Origin of the sequence: Erysipelothrix sp. HDW6A (assembly GCF_011400295.1) — a bacterium.
Classification (GTDB): Bacteria; Bacillota_I; Bacilli_A; order Erysipelotrichales; family Erysipelotrichaceae; genus Erysipelothrix.
In genome coordinates, this window is sequence record NZ_CP049859.1 from 1,386,457 (window position 1) to 1,405,644 (window position 19,188).

Annotated in this window: 23 protein-coding genes and 1 riboswitch; of the genes, 1 reads left to right on the forward strand and 22 read right to left on the reverse strand. The window is 35.0% G+C overall.

Annotated elements, in window-relative coordinates; all coding sequences use genetic code 11:
* The first annotated feature begins 67 nt into the window (after positions 1–67).
* Positions 68–1,414, forward strand: a complete 1,347-nt coding sequence (locus tag G7059_RS07090; RefSeq protein ID WP_166081391.1) for an FAD-dependent oxidoreductase — start codon at positions 68–70, stop codon at positions 1,412–1,414.
* Between the two features lie 42 nt (positions 1,415–1,456).
* Here the strand turns inward: G7059_RS07090 and G7059_RS07095 are convergent, their stop codons facing one another.
* The 22 genes from G7059_RS07095 to G7059_RS07200 all read right to left on the reverse strand — a co-directional run bounded on the left by G7059_RS07095 (position 1,457) and on the right by G7059_RS07200 (position 19,181).
* Complete coding sequence (locus G7059_RS07095; RefSeq protein WP_166081392.1) at positions 1,457–1,834, reverse strand: DUF956 family protein; 378 nt, start codon at positions 1,832–1,834, stop codon at positions 1,457–1,459.
* 24 nt (positions 1,835–1,858) lie between these two features.
* The gene (locus tag G7059_RS07100) at positions 1,859–2,776 is read right to left on the reverse strand and encodes a PTS system mannose/fructose/sorbose family transporter subunit IID (protein WP_166081393.1); all 918 of its coding nucleotides are present in this window, start codon (positions 2,774–2,776) and stop codon (positions 1,859–1,861) included.
* A 14-nt stretch (positions 2,777–2,790) separates the two neighbouring features.
* Entirely contained in the window at positions 2,791–3,603 is an 813-nt protein-coding gene (locus G7059_RS07105) for a PTS mannose/fructose/sorbose transporter subunit IIC (protein ID WP_166081394.1), read from the reverse strand.
* Entirely contained in the window at positions 3,600–4,595 is a 996-nt protein-coding gene (locus tag G7059_RS07110; protein ID WP_166081395.1) for a mannose/fructose/sorbose PTS transporter subunit IIA, read from the reverse strand. The genes G7059_RS07105 and G7059_RS07110 overlap by 4 nt, the downstream gene beginning before the upstream one ends.
* 530 nt (positions 4,596–5,125) lie before the next feature.
* Positions 5,126–5,830: a zinc metallopeptidase gene (locus tag G7059_RS07115; protein WP_240920464.1), complete on the reverse strand. Its 705-nt coding sequence runs from the start codon at positions 5,828–5,830 to the stop codon at positions 5,126–5,128.
* A gap of 60 nt (positions 5,831–5,890) precedes the next feature.
* Positions 5,891–6,175, reverse strand: coding sequence for an HU family DNA-binding protein (locus tag G7059_RS07120; RefSeq protein ID WP_166081396.1), 285 nt, complete (start codon positions 6,173–6,175; stop codon positions 5,891–5,893).
* Between the two features lie 178 nt (positions 6,176–6,353).
* Entirely contained in the window at positions 6,354–7,358 is a 1,005-nt protein-coding gene (locus tag G7059_RS07125; RefSeq protein WP_166081397.1) for an NAD(P)H-dependent glycerol-3-phosphate dehydrogenase, read from the reverse strand.
* Positions 7,355–8,668, reverse strand: coding sequence for a ribosome biogenesis GTPase Der (gene der / locus G7059_RS07130; RefSeq protein WP_166081398.1), 1,314 nt, complete (start codon positions 8,666–8,668; stop codon positions 7,355–7,357). The genes G7059_RS07125 and der overlap by 4 nt, the downstream gene beginning before the upstream one ends.
* Positions 8,661–9,323 (reverse strand): (d)CMP kinase, encoded by a 663-nt coding sequence (gene cmk, locus G7059_RS07135; protein ID WP_166081400.1) that lies wholly within the window; start codon positions 9,321–9,323, stop codon positions 8,661–8,663. Before cmk ends, der begins: the two co-directional genes overlap by 8 nt.
* Before the next feature lie 19 nt (positions 9,324–9,342).
* On the reverse strand, positions 9,343–10,323 hold the full coding sequence (locus tag G7059_RS07140) for a hypothetical protein (RefSeq protein WP_166081401.1): 981 nt from the start codon (positions 10,321–10,323) through the stop codon (positions 9,343–9,345).
* Between the two features lie 136 nt (positions 10,324–10,459).
* The gene (locus tag G7059_RS07145; RefSeq protein ID WP_166081402.1) at positions 10,460–10,978 is read right to left on the reverse strand and encodes an ECF transporter S component; all 519 of its coding nucleotides are present in this window, start codon (positions 10,976–10,978) and stop codon (positions 10,460–10,462) included.
* 51 nt (positions 10,979–11,029) lie between these two features.
* A riboswitch (FMN riboswitch) is annotated at positions 11,030–11,142 on the reverse strand.
* Between the two features lie 56 nt (positions 11,143–11,198).
* A complete protein-coding gene (gene efp / locus G7059_RS07150; RefSeq protein WP_166081403.1) occupies positions 11,199–11,756 on the reverse strand; it encodes an elongation factor P in 558 nt (185 codons plus the stop codon).
* Between the two features lie 13 nt (positions 11,757–11,769).
* Positions 11,770–12,096: a hypothetical protein gene (locus G7059_RS07155; protein WP_166081404.1), complete on the reverse strand. Its 327-nt coding sequence runs from the start codon at positions 12,094–12,096 to the stop codon at positions 11,770–11,772.
* Positions 12,083–12,352, reverse strand: a complete 270-nt coding sequence (locus G7059_RS07160) for a hypothetical protein (protein ID WP_205700194.1) — start codon at positions 12,350–12,352, stop codon at positions 12,083–12,085. The genes G7059_RS07155 and G7059_RS07160 overlap by 14 nt, the downstream gene beginning before the upstream one ends.
* A gap of 162 nt (positions 12,353–12,514) precedes the next feature.
* Positions 12,515–12,805: a prepilin-type N-terminal cleavage/methylation domain-containing protein gene (locus G7059_RS10685; RefSeq protein WP_166081406.1), complete on the reverse strand. Its 291-nt coding sequence runs from the start codon at positions 12,803–12,805 to the stop codon at positions 12,515–12,517.
* The gene (comGC, locus tag G7059_RS07170) at positions 12,786–13,076 is read right to left on the reverse strand and encodes a competence type IV pilus major pilin ComGC (protein WP_166081407.1); all 291 of its coding nucleotides are present in this window, start codon (positions 13,074–13,076) and stop codon (positions 12,786–12,788) included. Before comGC ends, G7059_RS10685 begins: the two co-directional genes overlap by 20 nt.
* A complete protein-coding gene (locus tag G7059_RS07175; RefSeq protein WP_166081408.1) occupies positions 13,073–14,014 on the reverse strand; it encodes a hypothetical protein in 942 nt (313 codons plus the stop codon). The genes comGC and G7059_RS07175 overlap by 4 nt, the downstream gene beginning before the upstream one ends.
* A complete protein-coding gene (locus tag G7059_RS07180) occupies positions 13,947–14,834 on the reverse strand; it encodes an ATPase, T2SS/T4P/T4SS family (RefSeq protein WP_166081409.1) in 888 nt (295 codons plus the stop codon). Before G7059_RS07180 ends, G7059_RS07175 begins: the two co-directional genes overlap by 68 nt.
* A gap of 38 nt (positions 14,835–14,872) precedes the next feature.
* Positions 14,873–15,505 (reverse strand): MBL fold metallo-hydrolase, encoded by a 633-nt coding sequence (locus G7059_RS07185; RefSeq protein WP_240920466.1) that lies wholly within the window; start codon positions 15,503–15,505, stop codon positions 14,873–14,875.
* 29 nt (positions 15,506–15,534) lie between these two features.
* Complete coding sequence (gene rpmG / locus G7059_RS07190) at positions 15,535–15,684, reverse strand: 50S ribosomal protein L33 (RefSeq protein ID WP_166081410.1); 150 nt, start codon at positions 15,682–15,684, stop codon at positions 15,535–15,537.
* Between the two features lie 64 nt (positions 15,685–15,748).
* On the reverse strand, positions 15,749–17,833 hold the full coding sequence (locus G7059_RS07195) for a penicillin-binding protein 2 (protein WP_166081411.1): 2,085 nt from the start codon (positions 17,831–17,833) through the stop codon (positions 15,749–15,751).
* Positions 17,834–17,852: 19 nt separating this feature from the next.
* Positions 17,853–19,181, reverse strand: a complete 1,329-nt coding sequence (locus G7059_RS07200; RefSeq protein ID WP_166081412.1) for a DEAD/DEAH box helicase — start codon at positions 19,179–19,181, stop codon at positions 17,853–17,855.
* Positions 19,182–19,188: the final 7 nt, after the last annotated feature.

The following is a 19,188-nucleotide window of genomic DNA, read 5'->3' on the forward strand; positions in this document are numbered from 1 at the left end:
CATAAGCATATGTAATGTATTAGTATACCTTTTCACATATAATGAAAGCGTACACAGGAGGTATGTTATGAAAGTTATAGTTATCGGCTGTACTCACGCAGGTACATCCGCAGTTAAGTCTATACTTAACGAAACAAAAGACGTAGAAGTTACTGTCTACGAAAGAAATGATAATGTATCATTTTTATCATGTGGTATTGCACTCTATGTTGGAGGTGTTGTTAAAAACGCTCAAGAATTATTTTATTCAAATCCAGAGGAACTAAGCGCACTTGGTGCTAATGTATTTATGGAACATAATGTTACAGACATTGATGTTGATTCTAAAACTGTAACAATTACAAATTTACTAACAGATGAAAGTTTCACAGATACATACGATAAATTAGTTCTTACAACAGGTTCATGGCCTATTACGCCACCTATTCCAGGAATTGAATCAAACAATATTCTACTATGTAAAAACTACAACCAAGCTAAAGAAATCATTGCACGCAAGACGGATGCAAAACGTATCGCTGTAGTTGGTGGTGGTTACATTGGAATCGAATTGGTTGAAGCGTTTGTTGAATCAGGTAAAGAAGTAACTTTAATAGACGGTCTTGATCGTATATTAAATAAATACCTTGATCCAGAATTTACAGATGTTCTTGAAAATGATTTAAGAGAACGTGGTGTAAACATCGCCCTTAACCAAACTGTTAATAAATTCGTTGCTGATGAAACAGGTCAAGTTAAGACAGTTGTTACATCTAATGGAGAATACGAAGCTGATATGGTAATCCTTTGCGTTGGCTTTAGACCAAGTAATGAACTTATCAAAGATAAAGTTGAAACATTACCTAACGGAGCTATTAAAGTCAACGATTACATGCAAACAAGCCGTCCAGAAATTTATGCAGCTGGTGACAACGTTGCTGTTCACTACAATCCAAATGGTGAACATGCATACATCCCACTTGCAACAAACGCAGTTCGTATGGGATCCCTAGTTGGTAAGAATATTCTCGAAAACAAAGTTAAATACCGTGGAACACAAGGTACATCAGGATTGTATCTCTTTGGTTACAACATCGGTTCTACAGGAGTTACTGTTAACTCAGCACCTGCATTTGGACTCGAAGTTGACAGTGTAATTGTAGAAGATAATTACCGTCCAGAATTTATGCCTACTACAGAAAAAGTTCTTATGAAACTTGTCTGGGAAAAAGGAACAGGACGTATTGTTGGTGGACAAGTACTGTCTAAATACGATATTACCCAATCAGCAAATACATTATCACTAGCAGTTCAAAATAAGATGACAATAGAAGATCTAGCTTATGTTGATTTCTTCTTCCAACCTCATTTTGACCGCCCATGGAACTACTTAAACCTATTGGCTCAAGCAGCATTAGATAAAGACAAGAAATAAATACAAACGCACATCTCACGATGTGCGTTTAGTGTATCTAGGTTATTTTTTTCTTTTAAATAAGGATAGTAATCCTTTTTTTATAACGTCAAAAAATGATAATGAGCGAACAATTTTATTAGCGTCAAAGTGATTGCGAACTTCCCGAAGGAGTTTCTTATTATTGCGTGATGAAAATTTGAGTTGTTGACCCGCTAGGGTTACAATTACAAATCTTGATATCCATCTGCCTTTAAAGTTAACAGATGCAGCAATGTGATCAATTTGGTCCCAAGGGATTTGGATAAAATCTCTAGCATTTTTATCGTTGTAAAACTCAAATGCATTATCCCCTACCATTATTTTTCCATAGCTACTCAACCCCAAATACGATGTACCAGGAGTTGTATAATCTACTCTACTATTCATTGACTCTATCATTAACTCACCTCAATTTTGAAATTACTACATAATTTGTGCCCAGCGAGCTAAAATACCAATTATGAATAATGCAACGATAATGATGATTGGAGAAACTTTTTTCTTCAATAACCAGCTGCATAATAATGTAAGTAATAACGCTGCTAAACCAGGAACTAATTGGTCAAGGTTTTGTTGTAGTGTTGTTACTTTCTCTGGATTAAGTCCAGTTGCACCTAAAGATGCAAATTGTTCAAGAGCACTCTTAATTCCTGCTGCACCTTCTGGGATTTTACTCCAGTCAATGAAAGCACCGTCTGCTTGAGTAACTGTTGATACGATAGGTGTGAATGAGATTGAAACCCAACGTTGTACTAGGGATCCAATAATAAACATACCTAGGATTGAAGCACCTTGTGTAATCTTACCTAAAAGTCCACCAGATAAGTCTTTAGCAATTGTTGTTCCCACTTTGTATCCGAATTCTTGTGTATACCACATAAATCCAATACGAATAATATTCCATGCAAAGAAGAATAATAATGGTCCAACAATGTTTCCACTTAATGCTAATGTAGCACCTAAAGCTCCAAGAATTGGACGGAGTGTAAACCAGAATACTGGGTCACCAACACCTGCTAAAGGTCCCATCATACCAATCTTAACACCTTGGATTGCTACATCATCAACTGGCATTCCGTTAGCTTTCTCTTCTTCAAGAGCAAGTGTAACTCCCATAACTGGTGATGATACATAAGGGTGTGTGTTGTAGAACTCAAGGTGACGTTTTAAAGCTGCCTTGCGATCTTCATCTGATTTGTATAATTTTTTGATTGCTGGAATTATTGAATAACACCAGCCACCATTTTGCATACGTTCGTAGTTCCATGAACCTTGAAGGAACTGATGACGCCACGCTACTGCTAATCGATCTTTTTTCGTTAATCTAATTTCGTTTGACATTTTCACTCCTCCTCCTAGTAATCGTTTAAGATGTCGCCTAATGGATCGCCTGAACCGCCGCCGCCATTACCGCCACCTGAATTTTCTTTAAGTCCTAAGTAAATTAATGCAATAGAAACACCAATTGCACCAAGTGAAATCAATGTTAATTGAGTAATGATTGCGAAAATGAATCCTAGAACGAAGAATGGCCATGTTTCCTTTGTTGCCATCATGTTGATAACCATTGCGTAACCAACTGCAGCAACCATACCACCACCAACAGCCATACCACCTTGAATTACAGCTGGCATTTTGTTAAGCGTTTCAGTTACTAATTCTGAAGGAACAATACATAGTGCAAGTGCTGGAATAGCAATACGAACACCTTGCATAACGATTGCAAGAATATGCCACATTTCAACACCACGGATATTTCCTTTTTCTGCATTGCTGTCCATTAAGTGAACCAAAGGAATCGCTAATGTACGAGCAATCATTGTTAAGAATAAACCTGCTACTGATAATGGAACAGCAACTGCGATTGATGTTATGATAACATCTTTTGAAGCTACGTTTCCGCCTTGTAAACCAAGAACCATGATGATTGCAGAAGCTACAGATGCTAAAGCAGCATCAGGAGCAACAGCAGCACCAACGTTAGCCCAACCAAGTGCCATAAGTTGTAAACTACCACCTAGGATAATTCCTTCTTCTAAGTGTCCACTTACTAATCCAATTAATGTACATGCAACTAGTGGTTGGTGGAATTGGAATTGGTCAAGAATCCCTTCCATACCAGCTAGAAATGCAATAAACACGATTAATAGTATTGTTACTATATTCATTTTTTATCTCCAATCTTAGCTAATTCATCTTTTGCTTTTTTCAGCATATTATCAAAGTTTTCTGAAGAATCTGCTGGGACTTTACGAACATCAACAGATACTCCCATATTTTTAATTGTTTCTAAAGCTTCTAAGTCACTATTATCCATTGCAACTGCACGTGTTACAACAACTTTACCTGTTGAGTGAGCAATTGAACCTAAGTTAACCTCTTTTAAGTCCATACCACCTTCTAATACACGTACTACATCTTGTGGTGTTTCAAATAATAACAATGCTCTCATACCACCAAAACGAGGGTCTTTGGATACTTCAATCATTTTATTAATTGGAACAACATTAGCTTTTACCCCTGGAGGCGCAGCTTGTTCAATCATGTTACGACGTAAATCATCTTTCGCTACTGAATCTGAAACAACAATGATACGATCTGGATTTGTTGATTTAGTCCATGCTGTAGCAACTTGTCCGTGTAATAGACGAGTATCAATACGAGCTAATACGTATTTGATCTTTCCATCACCAATGACAGTACCTTCAGGAATTGCACCTTGTTTTTGTGTTGGTGCTGCTTCTGATACAACTACTTCTGGTTCTAACTCTTCTGGAAGAGCTTTAACCCCTTCTCGAGCTGTTACAAGTACTTTACTTGCTATTTCATGAGCAACTTCTGATGAAAATCTAGCAGCAAATGCTTCAATTAACATTGGTAAGTTTAATCCAGTAAGGATAGCCCACTTATCTTGATGACCTTCAATCAATGCACTAGCTTGATTAAATGGAGTGCCACCCCATAAGTCAATCATAAAGACAATTTCGTCTGTATCGAAAGATGCGACTGCTTCTTCCATTTTTCTCTTGATATCTTCTGGTCCTTCACTTGGCATTAATGTACATGCTTTAACATTAGCTTGTTCACCAAAGATCATAGTTGCAGATTGAAGAATACCGGTTGCCAGTTCTCCATGACTAGCAAGAATAATTCCTACCATATTGCATCCCCTTTCCATTTAGATACATGAATATGTGACTTACGAATTTTTAAACCATTCGAAAACGCTTTCTTAATGTTGTAAAAAAATATCACTTTGGAAATGGTTTAATAATATCTTATGTCTCGACAAACATATCACACAATAACACACAATGCAAAACGGTAAATTCCATTAAAAAGATTGTAAAAAAATATATACTTGACATCCATTTTTTTCAAAATTACGATGATATACAAGTAATTATCTTTCAAAGAAAAAAATACATTGTTTAAATTTCCCCTATTTAGTGGATATTTTTAATACCAAAGTTTGTACATTGAAAATAATATTTCAAAATTAAAGAACTAATAATGAAATGACTGTTATTAAAATTAGTAAGTAAATTAATCACAAACAATGCGTAATGAAAGAATATCTTTAGAATACGGAAATATTTTCACATGTTGAATAGACCAGAACGCCTTATTTCACAATAAAAAAGAAGAAAAATATTCTTCCTTCTTAGATAATAATTATAAATTAAAGTATTAATCTCTTCGACTATCACGGATTGCGATATAACGAGCAAGTGTTGCCAATACACTGACTAATGAAGCAACATAAGTCAAGGCAGCAGCTGTTAGCATCTTCTTTGAACCTGATAACTCATTTTGGTTCAACATACCGTTAGAACCAATTATTTTTAATGCTCTAGCAGAAGCATCGAATTCCACTGGAAGTGTAATGAGCTGAAATAATGCAACGACAGAGATTGCAATAATCCCAACGTCCATCAGAAAGCCTAACGCTCCACCAGCAAGACCTAACATAAATGCAAAAGCACCTACATTACTACCTACGATTGCAAGTGGCAATACTTTATTTCGTACTGCAATAAAGACATAACCTGTCGCATGTTGGATAGCATGTCCTACCTCATGCGCTGCAATTGATACAGATGCGATAGAGGTTCCATCGTAGACATCTGGTGATAAGGCTACAACTTTACGTGTCGGATCATAATGGTCACTCAGTGTGCCTCTATTTGATCGAATAACTTGAACATCGAAAATACCATTCTGTTGTAAGATATTTCGTGCAACATCAGCACCAGTTAATCCAGCTGAAGTACGAACATTCCTATACTTACTATATGTTGATTGCACAAAGAGTTGTGCTGCTAAAGAGATAATTCCAGCTATAATTACAAAACCAATACCTGTCATATTAAATAATGAATATCGAAATGGCATAAGTGTTCCCCCTTCTCTTTTAAAAAAAGGAGCTAGGCTCCTTATAATGTAAAACGTTTCTTATTTAACAGCGTCTTTAAGAGCTTTTGCAGGTTTGAATCCTACGCTGTGTGAAGCTGCAATACGGATTTTTTCTTTTGTTTGAGGATTGAAACCATCACGGGCTGCACGCTCACGAACTTCAAATTTTCCGAATCCTGCTAAGTCAACTGTTCCTTTATCTTCAAGAACTGATTTAACTTCTTCTAAGAAAGCTTCCACAAATTCATTTGCTTGTTTTTTGCTAATATCTAATTTAGTTGCAATTGCTTCCCCGATTAATTTTTTGTTGTATGTTTCACTCATATTGAAACCTCCATTCATATTCAAATAATAACACTTAAGACTGTAAAAAACAAGCTATTAAGGCTTTGTTTCGCAGTATTATGAGATTTTGTAGTGATAAGTTTGTGAATCAACTTACAGTTAGAATTAGATGTTAAGAATATTAAAAAAGAAAAACGATAGAATGATACTATCGTTTTTAAAATGAATTATTTTCTGCTTTTAAATCACGTTCCATAAGATCACTGATTGCTTCTGATGGCGATTTACCTTCATAGACAACTAGATATACTTGTTCAGTGATTGGCATTGAGATATTTTTCTCTTTTGCTACTTCATGAACAACTTTTGCTGCAAAGACTCCTTCAACAGTTTTTGTGTTATTGTCAAAAAAGTGTTTAGCAGAGTTGTTTTTTCCAATTGAGTATCCTGCTTGGAAGTTTCTTGAATGTGGACTTGTACAGGTAACAATTAAATCACCAACACCACAAAGTCCTAAGAATGTTTCAGCTTGGCCACCATGTGCAACACCATAACGTGTCATCTCTGCAAGCCCACGAGTCATAAGAGCCGCTTTAGCATTATCTCCTAATCCTAGTCCTGACAGAACACCACTTGCTACAGCAATGATGTTTTTTATAGCAACACCAATCTGAGCACCGATAGTGTCTGTGTTGGTATATACTCTAAAATAATTATTTGAGAATAAATTTTGGACAATAACGGCAGCTTCTTCATCATCAGAAACAGCATTAATTACTGTAAGACCTCTCTCAACAACTTCTTCTGCGTGAGACGGTCCTATGAGACTTACAACAGCACTTCGTTTACTCTGATCAACTGAATTCTTAATGACATCCATTAATAATTCATGAGTTACTGGATGAAATCCTTTAGCTACATTAATAATAAGTGTCGGTTTTTCTAATATATCATTTAATTGCTTGGATACTTCTTCAACAGCACCTGTAGGCACTGCTAGTAACATCACATCAGCATCATTTAGTCTCTCTAAATCTGTGGTTGCATCAAGATCATCATTAAGCTTTACTCCTGGAAAGTATGCTTCATTGTAACCGTGTAGATGAATATCAACGACTTCATCAAGTTTTCTTCCCCAGATTAATACTTCGTGACCATTATCTGCAAGTACATTCCCTAAAGCTGTACCCCAGCTACCAGAACCTAAAATACCTATTTTCATGATTCTCCTCGCTTTCGAACAATAATATGGATTGGTGTTCCTTCAAAATTAAATGCACGACGCAATGAATTCTCAATATATCTTCTGTATGAGAAGTGTACAAGATCAGGATCATTTACAAATATTACAAATGTAGGTGGTGCTACAGAAACCTGAGATGCGTATAGTATTTTAGCCCTTTTACCATGGTGTGATGGTGGCGGAGACATACGAATCGCATCATGAATAACTTCATTCAATACACTAGTACTAATACGACGTTGACTGTTTTCATAAGCTTCTTCTATCATTGGAATCAATGTATGAACACGTTTCTTTGTCAGTGCAGAAACAAATGCGATTGGTGCATAACTTAGATAGACAAATTCCGCTTCAATTTTCTTACGAACATCTTCCATCATTGTTTCTTCTTTATCGACTGTATCCCACTTGTTATAAACGATAATAACTGGTTTCCCTGCTTCATGAGCAAAGCCTACAACGTGTTTATCTTGTGCACGAATACCTTGTTCACCATCAAGCACAAATAAAACAACATCACTACGCTCAATTGCTGTCATAGCACGTAAAACAGAATATTTCTCAACATCCTCATAAACTTTTCCACGCTTACGAATACCAGCAGTATCAATTACCACAAAATCACGATCATGATAACGGAACGGAGTATCAACAGCATCACGGGTAGTACCTTCTATATTCGATACAATAACTCGTTCTTGACCAAGAAGTGAGTTTACTAATGAACTTTTACCAACATTAGGACGACCGATAATTGAGAACTTTAACTCATCAGTATAGAGGGTTGTTTTATTATCAGGTAGTTTACTAATAACACTATCTAAAAGGTCCCCTACACCGATACCATGAAGGCTACTTACTGCAATAGGGTCATCATAACCTAAAGCATAGAACTCATAAATATCAGCTTGGAATTGAACATCATCAACTTTATTTACAGCAATGATTACAGGCTTTTCTGTTTCACGTAATAATCTCGCAATATGATGATCATCATTGGTGATTCCTTCCATTGCACTTACTACAAAAAGAATAACATCCGCTTCATCTATTGCAATTTCAACTTGCATTGCAATTTCTTCATCAAAAGGCTGGTCTTCAATTTGAATACCACCTGTATCAATAAATCTTAAATTTTTTGTAAGCCAGGTAACTTTACCGTAAAGACGATCACGGGTTACACCTGCTTCTTCATGAACAATGGAAAGTCTTTCTCCCATAATTCTATTGAATAACGATGATTTACCTACATTGGGGCGACCTACTATTGCTACTACGCCATCAATCATTTAAATTCCTACTCTCTATATACTCCATTATTAAGGAGACTACTTCATCAATTGATAAATGAGTTGTATCAATCTCTAAAGCATCTTCTACTTTAATGAGAGGCGATGATTCCCTATTCATATCACGATAGTCTCTTTCGACTAACTCATCATATAAGGAATCAAAACTAACTTCATGTCCTGCTTTTAACAACTCTTCATAACGACGTTGGGCACGAACTCCAACATCAGCTGTTTGGTAGATTTTTACTTCAGCATCAGGAAGGACTACTGATGTAATATCTCGTCCATCTAAAACAAATCCTTTTTTACTTGCTATTTTACGTTGCATTCCTACTAAGATTTCACGAATTGAGGCAAATTTTGATACTTTTGATGCACCTTGGGAAACTTCATCAGAGCGAATTAAACGAGAAACATCATCCCCATCTAAGAAGATAGATCCATCAGTTTTTAAACTTATTTCACTCTTTTGAGCAACTTCTAAACACGCAGCTTCATCTTCTAAGTCAACATGTTCTAAGATACATTTTAATGCTACAGCACGATACATTGCTCCTGTATCGATGTGTGTATAATTTAATGCTTTCGCTAAACGTTTAGCGATGGTACTTTTACCGGACGCACTAGGTCCATCAATTGCTATATTTATCACTATCTCACCTCAATATTTTTTAAATAATCTTACTAAATTGTACTGCAATTAATACAATAACCACGAAGATTGCAAGAAGTAGAATTGCTAAAACCGCATTTAACATTCTATTTGTTCTTACAATTGTATCACTCATATCTTCAATGTGTTTTTCTTGATCCACGATACGGTGTTGTAATGTCTGTGTTTGTTCGATGAGTTCTCTATGGAACGCATCATTTGTTAGAGCATCAACATCTAAAGAATCAATATCAAAATTATCATCTAAATCCAGGTCTAACTCTTCATCAACAATTAATTCTTCATCAATATCTTCTATGTCACTGAAATCTTCTGGAACTTCATCCAAATAACTTTCTAGAGTCATAGGTACATCTTCAACCATTTCCTCTTCATATGCAGGTTCGGAAGGACTTGCTGTTTCTTCTTCGTCCATAACCATCTCTTGAACTGCTAGAGCTATTGTTTGATCTAAATCTGCATTTTCTGAAGGAGTAACCGTCTCGTCCTCCATTAGTGTATCCACGGAAAAGATACGTGTTGATTCCATTTCTTGATCTTCTGATACAGCTAAGTCCGAATCAATCTCGTTAAGAACAGCTTGAATCGGATCATCTGCCGCTTTTCTAATTGTAGGACGTCCTGTAATTTTAGACATAATATTAGATTGTGTATCCTCATCATCACGATACCCTTTCTTAACATTATATTCCTTAACCTCATCTAAGAAGTCTTTTAGATACGTACTTTCAAATGTATCAAAAGTAACCGGTTGTTGAACTGGCTTATCCTTCACTAAAAGTTCCTCTTCAATGTTATTATGACGTGCACGTTGAGGCTTGTGTTCCTCTCCCTCAGGCAGATTCATCTTCTTAAATTGATCATCAATCTGATTCAAGCGATTAGCAAATTGTGAAAGTTCTCTAGACTCAACATCACTCTCAATTGAATTGGATAATTTTTGGTGTAAGTCACGATTTTTTTGTACACGAGATTTCATCAAACAACACTCCTTTAAATTAATAGATATAATATCGAACATAAATGTCCAGACTATCAATATTATAACAAAACTTTAGTGCGATTGGTATTTTAACGTAAAAGATTTATGGCTATTCACCATAAATCTTTAAGTTCTAATTAATTTTATCCAGATAACGTTCCATTATTGTCATTATTACTAAAAGAATTACTCCTTTAAAAATGTTGAATGGTAAGAAGATTGCTATCAATTGTGACATTGCTGTGCTCTTATCCATTCCATATAATGGGAAAGTTACGTAATAGTTTATTAAGTGCATCAACCCTACTGTTATTAGTAGTCCGATAGCTGACAAGGCAATTTTCTTTACAATTGGTTTGCCTTTTGCAAGTAATACAGGAATCATCATTAATACTGCGAAACTAAAGTTTGCTAACTCTCCTGCTAAGTTTGAATTATTTGAAATAGCTATAACGTGAATAACATTCTTTAATAATGCTATGAGGATACCGTATACTGGCCCCATCATATAGCCACCAATTAGTACTGGTAAATCACTAAAATCCATCTTTAGTGGAACACCAGGTAATGGTAATTCAAAATAATAAAATATGGCAGATATCGCTACTAGTATTGATACCTGTGTCATATGTCGAGTACTCATTTTTTCCATCGTTTTGCCTCCTATTAGAAAAAAGTAATACTCAAGGCAAATAACATGAAAAAAAGACTTCTTTCATCCAGACTTTACTGTCGCCACTGGAGTTTCACCAGTTCAACCCGAAGGCTCGCGGGTTTACCGCCGGTCGGGAATTTCACCCTGCCCTGAAGTACATATACATTATAGACAGAATTACGTTGTAAGTCTAGAAAAAAACACAGTTTCCTGTGTTTTAAGCGCGTCCAGAATATTTTCCGTCTGTAGTATTAACCATCACTACTTCACCTTCACTAATGAATAAAGGCACACGGATTTCGTATCCAGTTTCTACAACTGCATTCTTTTGTGCATTAGTTGCTGTATCACCTTTAACTGCTGGTTCAGCTTGAGTAACTGTTAGTGCAATTTTTTCAGGTAAGCTAACACCTAATACTTCGTTTTCAAATGTTGTGACAGTAACATCTGAGTTTTCCTTCATGAAATTTAATTCCCACTCTAAGCGTGATTTTTCAATTTCAATTTGTTCGTATGTTTCACCATCCATGAAGACAATAAAGTCTCCTGAATCGTAAAGGTATTGCATTGGTCGTTTTTCGATATGTGCTGGTTCAATCTTATCTCCACCGATAAAGGTTAACTCAGTTACTGAACCAGAACGCATATTACGAACTTTAGCTTTAATAATCATTTGACGTTGAGCTGTTTTATTATGTGATGTATCAATAACTACATATAAGTTTCCCTCATGTAAGATTGACATACCTGATCTTAAATCATTTGATGAAATCATATTACATCCTCCGTTATCTAATAACAAAACTTCCGTCTGTAATTATATCATATTCACGGTAATATTCCATAATTCCTGACGCTTTTATTATTAGAATTGTATCATAAACGACTGCATTTAAGCGAATTCCCTCATAATAATGATAAAATTCTATTTCATCACTGTCTCTTATCTTCGAGAAAAGTTGCGTTTCAGCTTGAATGCGCAATCGAACGACATTTAAGTAATGATCCATCAGTAGATGTTTTTGGACCGATAAACATACATTTGTAAACCATGATACAAAGAACAATAACAACACCAATGTACTCGGAAGAATAAATCCCTTACTCGATTTCAAAGCAACCATCCTTAGCACACACTCTTACAAAATTAGTATTAGCAGTAAAGCTTAATACACCTTCAAGTAGAATTTCATATCCTGGTTCTCGTATGATTCGTGATTTGTGTTGTTTAATAACGAAGACGTCATTGTTGTAGTTGTAGGATATTTCATTGTCTTCATACATGATATTACTAGCACGAGATAAACTCTGTAACAGTTGAACCTTAAAGAGTTCTTCTTGACTGATCGTAGGCACCTGAGTATTAAGCATTACCTTTAAAAGACTGTTTGATAACAACAATAAACTAGTCACAAGTAATAAGGCAACAAGTGTTTCTAGAAGTGTAAAAGCATCTGAACTATTTTTTCGACTAAGAATACAATCACCACCATTACCATCATTGAAAGAAGTAGTTCAATTAGTAGAAATCCTTTACTCACAGCGATATCTTCCATATCCTAGTTGGATTACACAGTGTCGACCGTTATAGTGAAAACTCTGTGCATGATTTACGTTTCCATTTCGATTGAATGTAATATCTTCTGTAAGCTTAACTCTTTTATCAAAATACATGGCCTCAATTTGCTTATGAACAATATCGTTAGGTGAAGATTTATGAAACATAAGCAAATTCATAGGGAAAATACTTTGTAGTAAAGTTATGGTTGATACTACAATCAGTAACTCTATGAGTGTAAATCCTTTATCGTGATGCTTGCCCATTTATCACCTTGATTGCCGTACCGTCGCTGCAAAACGATTGCCTTTCCGTAATAAATGAATCAGATACAAGTTGTTGGATTGAAGTAGGAACACTATCATTCTTTAGTTGCCATTGAAGTATTGCTGAATCAACTATTTTTAACTGTGCATCGCATCCTTTATTATTGATTACAGACATTGTACTTTGAATATTAGGCATTGTTAATAGAAACAACACAACAATCACGGCCATAACCAAAACCATTTCAATTAATGTGAATCCTTTTTTCATAATACCTCCATTATTTTCATTGGAATCATTAATGCAGTATAGAAGCCATAAAGAGTCAGTGCAACAGCAATATACGCCAGTAGCATTATTATTCGACTCCCTGTTTGAATCTCTTTTCTGATGACTTCCTTACTGTGTTCTTTGTAATCTCGAAAAACCTCCATAACTTTATCTTCAAATTGACATTGTAAGAGCATCATGGATAAGGTTTCATCAAAAGTATGACTGTCAAACGATTCATACAAGAAGAAGCCTACTTCTAACTTGCTATGAATATGATAAGTTAGCCATGAGAGAATAGATTGATTAAAGATGTTTTTAATTTCAAGTAAGGCGTATCGTGTGTCATTCGTGATTTCAAACATATTGATACTTACGTTAATAAATCGAATTGTATTCACTATTCGAAAAACTTTACTCCACTTGCTTGCTAAAATCCATATCCACACTTTTTGTTTACGGTATAGAATAAGCAATAATAGAAGTACAATAATAAGAATTACTACGATTCCAATAACTGCGCTAAACATTAATTTAATCATTGTCAATTGTGATAAATCTACCGAAAAGTCAGCCAACATTCCTTGAATCATATGACTTAAACCAAAAACAAAGTAAGCCATTAACAGCACACAAAACAACAATACGATTAGAGGATAAACTAGAGGTTTAATTAACATACTCAGAATCTCTAAAAGTAGTTTGTTTTCTTCATGTACTGGTTTTACAATGACACTTGCATCATTAGCACTTTTTAATATTTCAGGATAGATATCACAAAACAATTGGTCAATTGACCCATACTCACAATGCAACTTATCATTAATCTGATCAATCGATAACTTCATCTTTACGTATAGAAGAATTAGATCAAAGTGTTGTCTTATTCGATAAGTCTTTAATGATTTTTTGAATGTCCCTTCTTTGAGCAATTTCATAGTCAACGATAACCTCCCCTGTATCTTTTCGTATTAAGCTCTGAAAGACTACACCACAGACGATTTCTTCAATATCATATAAACTGACACCCAAGTCTTGCATACGTCTAAGACTCTGTTTAATTGAACCAGCATGCATAGTTGACACAACAAAATGGCCACTCAATCCAGCACGTATCAAGACTTCAATTTCTGATTTAGTACGAATTTCACCAATCATAATAATATCTGGATCATGGCGTAGTAGTTGTGTAAGAGTACCTTCTATTTGCTTTGATTCAATCTGTATCCACTTACGATGATATCGTTCAATAGGATTTTCAATTGTGTAAACATGTCGATGCTCCAATGCATTTAGGCAATGAAATAAGCTTGTCGATTTCCCTGATCCTGTCTTCCCTACAAACAGAACAATACCTGCTTCATTTTTTAAGAGTGACAATATATTCTGACTCACTTTTGAGCATGAGATAATATCATCTATGGATAAGACCTCATGAATATTCAGAATCCTAATGACTCCTGTCTTGTGCTCATAAGATTCCATAGCTGCAAACCTTAAATAGTATTCCTTTTCATTAACAATCCAAGTAAATGTACCTGTTTGAGCTTGAATGGACGTTAAATCAAAGTGTGCGATAAACTTTAAATGCTTATAAATGGCTTCAACATCAAGATTAGTATACTTTTTAATAAACACTTTATGACTTCTAAAAACTATCTCCGACCTTTCCTTGTTTATCTCAAAGTGTATGTCACTAATTTTTAATTCAATTGCATCTCTAAGCATTCCATTAAAAACCACAATAATATCTTTCATACTATTAAATAGAGGACAATAAAAAAAGAACCTAGATTTTAAACTAGATTCTTAATAAACGGATTGATTTTTAGTTCATTGTTCAGTGTTGTGATGTTACCATGCCCTGGATATAACGTTATATCTTTATCACCAAATTCATCAATAAATTCTTTGAGTGATTGATTCATAGTTTGCATACTACCACTTGGTAAGTCTGTTCTTCCAATTGATTGGTTAAATATAAAGTCTCCATCAAATATATCATTTCCAATGATATAAGAGATAGAACCACTTGTATGTCCTGCTGTTTTTATTACATCAAATTCAAAAGGACCAATATCTAAAGGTTCACAATCAATACCTATTGCATCTGCTTCAACAATAAATGGCTCAGGTGTTTGATTTGATAGATTCACATTAGCGTTCTTTAAGTAATGTAATTCTTCATGGTACATATATACAGGACATTGATATTTCTTAGCAACTGCATCTACTCCAGAAATATGATCAAAATGTCCATGTGTTAATAGTATTGCTAATACATCTTTATCATGTAATTGAGCTTCAATTCTTGATATATCATTGTGTGGATCTGCACAAGGATCAATAATCACAACTTTATTATCAATTTCTAGTAGATATGTATTCGTTTGTACATATCCCATTTCTAATTGTTTTACTTTTATCATAAGTAATAGAAAAAAAGTCGATATTCGACTTATTTTTTCTCTTTATGCAGTGTGTGTTTACGATCACGTGGACAGTATTTTTTTACTTCCATGCGCTCTAATTGAACTTTTTTATTACGTGATGCGTAGTAGTTTTCTTCACCACATTCTGTGCATTTTAAGATAGCTTGAGTTCTCATAATTACCCTCCAATCGCTATTGCGTAGCTATTATATCATAATTTTATATGAATGCCTATATATTTTAATATTTATCTTTGAAGTAATGTTCCATAACGTCTGCAGTAGCATTACCACACATATTACTTACACCTTGGCCTTCAGAGTCAAGCATTGCTGCAGGAGCAATACAACTTACAGCAATCTCAGGAGATTCAAACGGTGCATAAGCGATATAGGTACTATTTCTTACATACAAAGTCTCACCTTTTTCTGATTTAGAATAATCTGTGTGATACATTTGAGCAGTTCCTGATTTACCGGCAGGATTAAATGGTGCATTAGGACGTCCATACCCTTGTCCAGAAGTTATATAAATTCTCATACCTTCTTGAATGACCTTTAAGGCATGTTGATTCGTAAGTGTATTGATAGGTGTGATTTCATTTTCATAATAGGTGTTTTTTGTATCATGTTCTAATACCTCAGTTACAAGTCTTGGTTTTAAGCGTGTACCACCATTTGCTATGGTGCTTACATATTGATTAAGCTCAAGTGCATTATAACTATCAAACTGTCCAATCGCAAAGTCTAAAAGCTTACCAGATTCATTGGTAGGCCCTTTATCTCCTACCTCTTCTCGTGGATAATCAATCCCCGTAATATTTCCAAGCCCGAATTGACTGTAATATTGACGCATAAGTTTAAACGTTTCATCAGCATTTTCAAATCGTAATGGTCCATTCGGTATATATTTTGCACCACCTAGTTTTATTGCCATCTGATACATATAAATATTACTGGAATATTGTAAAGCACTACGTGCATCAACATAACCAATTCCAGATCTCCACGATGTTCTAACTGGTGAAGACTGAATATACATTGGCTCATCTAAAATCTTATCATATTCACCAATAACACCTTGGTCAAGCGACATATATACCGTTGCAGGTTTTACGACTGAACCTACTGGATAAACTCCGGTAGATAGTAAAACACTCTGAACATCGTTATAGTAAGTTCCGTCATCTTTACGTTTCATAGCCGCTATAGCTAAGATATCACCTGTATTGGGATCAGAAATTACCATATGTGCTTCTTTAGACATGTAACGTTTTGGATTTTGTCTAACTTTTTCTATGTGACTAATAAGTGTTTCTTCTACAAGCTTTTGTAATTCTACATCAATTGATAATTTCAAGTCATAACCTTTTTGACCTGAATCAATTTTATTAGGTTTGTTACCAGCATTCACTTCATATTTACTATCAATTCCTGATAAAAATGATTCATATTGGTACTCAAGACCGAAGCTACCAACCTTATCACTTGTTTTATAACCCATACCTAAGAAATAATCGAGTTTTTCTGCGCGAATATCCCCAACAGACCCAAACAGATACTGCAAATCAACCTCATTAGTGACTTCTCGATCATACTCAACGATATAATCAAATCCAGGAAACTCTCCTAAATGTTCTGTTAGATAGGTTACTTCCTCTATGGACACACCTTCCTTTATTACTGCCGGTGCTCCAAGAAGAATGTTTTGCATTTTAAACAAGACAAAATAAGCTGCTCTTTGATCTTCAGTAATTTCATCAAGCATTTCATCAGTAATTCTTGATTTTAAGAGTTTCTCGTACTCACTTGTATTGTTTGATACTTGTTTGTATTCTTCATCACTAACAAGATTGCGTTTCTCTTTATCGTTGATTCTTAACCAAATCACCTTTAAATCATCATTAGAAAGTTTTTCTTTGGCACTACCTTCTTGATTCGGTTTAATATCAAAATGTTCTGATACTTTCATTGCAAGTTCTAATTGTTCTTTTTCTTTCAAACTGCCAACGGGTGAATATGTAATGGACATCTTCGGTGTATTGGTAACCAAACTCTCCATATTTCTATCATACATTTCTCCACGCATCGTTTGACGACGAATTGGTGGTGTTTGATTCTGTTCATAGAGTGTTTGATAGTGATCTGCTTCAATAATTTGAATCGTATAAAGACGCCATACTAATACACCAGCTACCACTACAAGAAGCGCAATAAATAATTTTAGACGAATATTGATTATCTTATTTAGATTAATGTCTTTTTTTAAGTGTTCACTACTGCCACTATAGTCATTAACTTTGTCTTTTGTATTTCGACGTTGCATAAGACTCTCCTTTACTCAATTACCACTCTTCTTTAGCTTGTTGGCGCGCTTTAGCACGAGCTTTCTTTTGATCTCTAATTTCTGCACGAATCATATCACGACGTTTACGTTGCATCATTGATTCGATTTCTTGTTTTCTCTTTTTCTTGTATCCTGGTTTAACTTTTTGATTTTTACGGTTTAATACTTGAACTACTTCCGGATCAAGTTTCTTAGTTCTCTTTTGTACGGCATAGAATGGTCTAGCATCTTCAAGAACACCATCTTTAACACGCTTAAATTGGAATTGAATTCCTGTTTTGAGTAGTTTATTTACAGCTGATTGATCTTTGTCGCCAACGATACTAATTGCATATCCTTCACGCCCACTACGTCCTGTACGTCCTGTTCTATGGGTATAGAAATCAAGATCATGACCTGGCATGCCGGCATTGATCACATGACTAATTTCAGGTAAATCAATACCACGTGCAGCTAAGTCAGTTGCGACGATATAGCGGATTTTCTTACTATGAATACGACTAACTACTTGTTTACGTCCACGGTCACTTACGTCACCATGGATTTCAACACAATCAATACCGTAATCACGAAGATACTCTGCAATTTCCTTTGCTTGTGTCTTTGTATTCGCAAATACAATTGCAAGAAGCGGATTAATTGCAGTTAGTACATCCAATACCGATTCATTCATATCACGATGTCTCTGATTGACAAGAATATGTGTAATTCTTGGTTTTAGGACTTCCTCTTCTGAGAAAATCTCAATTGGATTGTGTAAGTATTTCTTTACAAAACTACGAAGACCTTGAGGAATCGTTGCACTGTAAAGCATAAAAATTGCATGATCTTGAATACGTGATGCAATGGTATCTACTTCATCAATGAATCCATAGTCTAGCATCATATCAGTCTCATCAATGACTACTGCTTTGACAGTGTCAAGACGCAAGGTATTCCACCCCAGGATGTCTATAAACTTTCCTGGAGTAGAAATAACAATGTGTGGTTGTTTCGCTAGTTTAGGTTTAAGTTTGGAATTCTCCATACCTCCAATAGCTAAAGTAATATCGATTTGATTGTTGATCTCTTGCATAACCTTTGCAAAGTCATAGATTTGCATTGCAAGTTCACGTGTTGGTGCGATAATAATCGCTTGTGTTTGTTGGCTTTCAACATCTAATAATTCATTAATCGCAAATAGAAAGGCATGAGTCTTACCCGTTCCAGTTTGAGAACGCACTATTAAATCACGTTTTTTTGGTATTTCTTTAAGAACTTTTTCTTGCACTGAAGTTAATTGTTTAAAGTGATTTTTTCTAAATAGTTCTTGGTTTAAATGATTCATGAATAAT

Excerpts from the sequence above, each read along its gene's own strand:
- G7059_RS07090 (WP_166081391.1), top strand. The coding sequence starts at position 68 with ATGAAAGTTATAGTTATCGGCTGTACTCACGCAGGTACATCCGCAGTT.
- G7059_RS07095 (WP_166081392.1), bottom strand. The coding sequence starts at position 1,834 with ATGATAGAGTCAATGAATAGTAGAGTAGATTATACAACTCCTGGTACA.
- G7059_RS07100 (WP_166081393.1), bottom strand. The coding sequence starts at position 2,776 with ATGTCAAACGAAATTAGATTAACGAAAAAAGATCGATTAGCAGTAGCG.
- G7059_RS07105 (WP_166081394.1), bottom strand. The coding sequence starts at position 3,603 with ATGAATATAGTAACAATACTATTAATCGTGTTTATTGCATTTCTAGCT.
- G7059_RS07110 (WP_166081395.1), bottom strand. The coding sequence starts at position 4,595 with ATGGTAGGAATTATTCTTGCTAGTCATGGAGAACTGGCAACCGGTATT.
- G7059_RS07115 (WP_240920464.1), bottom strand. The coding sequence starts at position 5,830 with ATGCCATTTCGATATTCATTATTTAATATGACAGGTATTGGTTTTGTA.
- G7059_RS07120 (WP_166081396.1), bottom strand. The coding sequence starts at position 6,175 with ATGAGTGAAACATACAACAAAAAATTAATCGGGGAAGCAATTGCAACT.
- G7059_RS07125 (WP_166081397.1), bottom strand. The coding sequence starts at position 7,358 with ATGAAAATAGGTATTTTAGGTTCTGGTAGCTGGGGTACAGCTTTAGGG.
- der (WP_166081398.1), bottom strand. The coding sequence starts at position 8,668 with ATGATTGATGGCGTAGTAGCAATAGTAGGTCGCCCCAATGTAGGTAAA.
- G7059_RS07140 (WP_166081401.1), bottom strand. The coding sequence starts at position 10,323 with ATGAAATCTCGTGTACAAAAAAATCGTGACTTACACCAAAAATTATCC.
- G7059_RS07145 (WP_166081402.1), bottom strand. The coding sequence starts at position 10,978 with ATGGAAAAAATGAGTACTCGACATATGACACAGGTATCAATACTAGTA.
- efp (WP_166081403.1), bottom strand. The coding sequence starts at position 11,756 with ATGATTTCATCAAATGATTTAAGATCAGGTATGTCAATCTTACATGAG.
- G7059_RS07160 (WP_205700194.1), bottom strand. The coding sequence starts at position 12,352 with ATGCTTAATACTCAGGTGCCTACGATCAGTCAAGAAGAACTCTTTAAG.
- G7059_RS10685 (WP_166081406.1), bottom strand. The coding sequence starts at position 12,805 with ATGGGCAAGCATCACGATAAAGGATTTACACTCATAGAGTTACTGATT.
- comGC (WP_166081407.1), bottom strand. The coding sequence starts at position 13,076 with ATGAAAAAAGGATTCACATTAATTGAAATGGTTTTGGTTATGGCCGTG.
- G7059_RS07175 (WP_166081408.1), bottom strand. The coding sequence starts at position 14,014 with ATGAAATTGCTCAAAGAAGGGACATTCAAAAAATCATTAAAGACTTAT.
- G7059_RS07180 (WP_166081409.1), bottom strand. The coding sequence starts at position 14,834 with ATGAAAGATATTATTGTGGTTTTTAATGGAATGCTTAGAGATGCAATT.
- G7059_RS07185 (WP_240920466.1), bottom strand. The coding sequence starts at position 15,505 with ATGATAAAAGTAAAACAATTAGAAATGGGATATGTACAAACGAATACA.
- rpmG (WP_166081410.1), bottom strand. The coding sequence starts at position 15,684 with ATGAGAACTCAAGCTATCTTAAAATGCACAGAATGTGGTGAAGAAAAC.
- G7059_RS07195 (WP_166081411.1), bottom strand. The coding sequence starts at position 17,833 with ATGCAACGTCGAAATACAAAAGACAAAGTTAATGACTATAGTGGCAGT.
- G7059_RS07200 (WP_166081412.1), bottom strand. The coding sequence starts at position 19,181 with ATGAATCATTTAAACCAAGAACTATTTAGAAAAAATCACTTTAAACAA.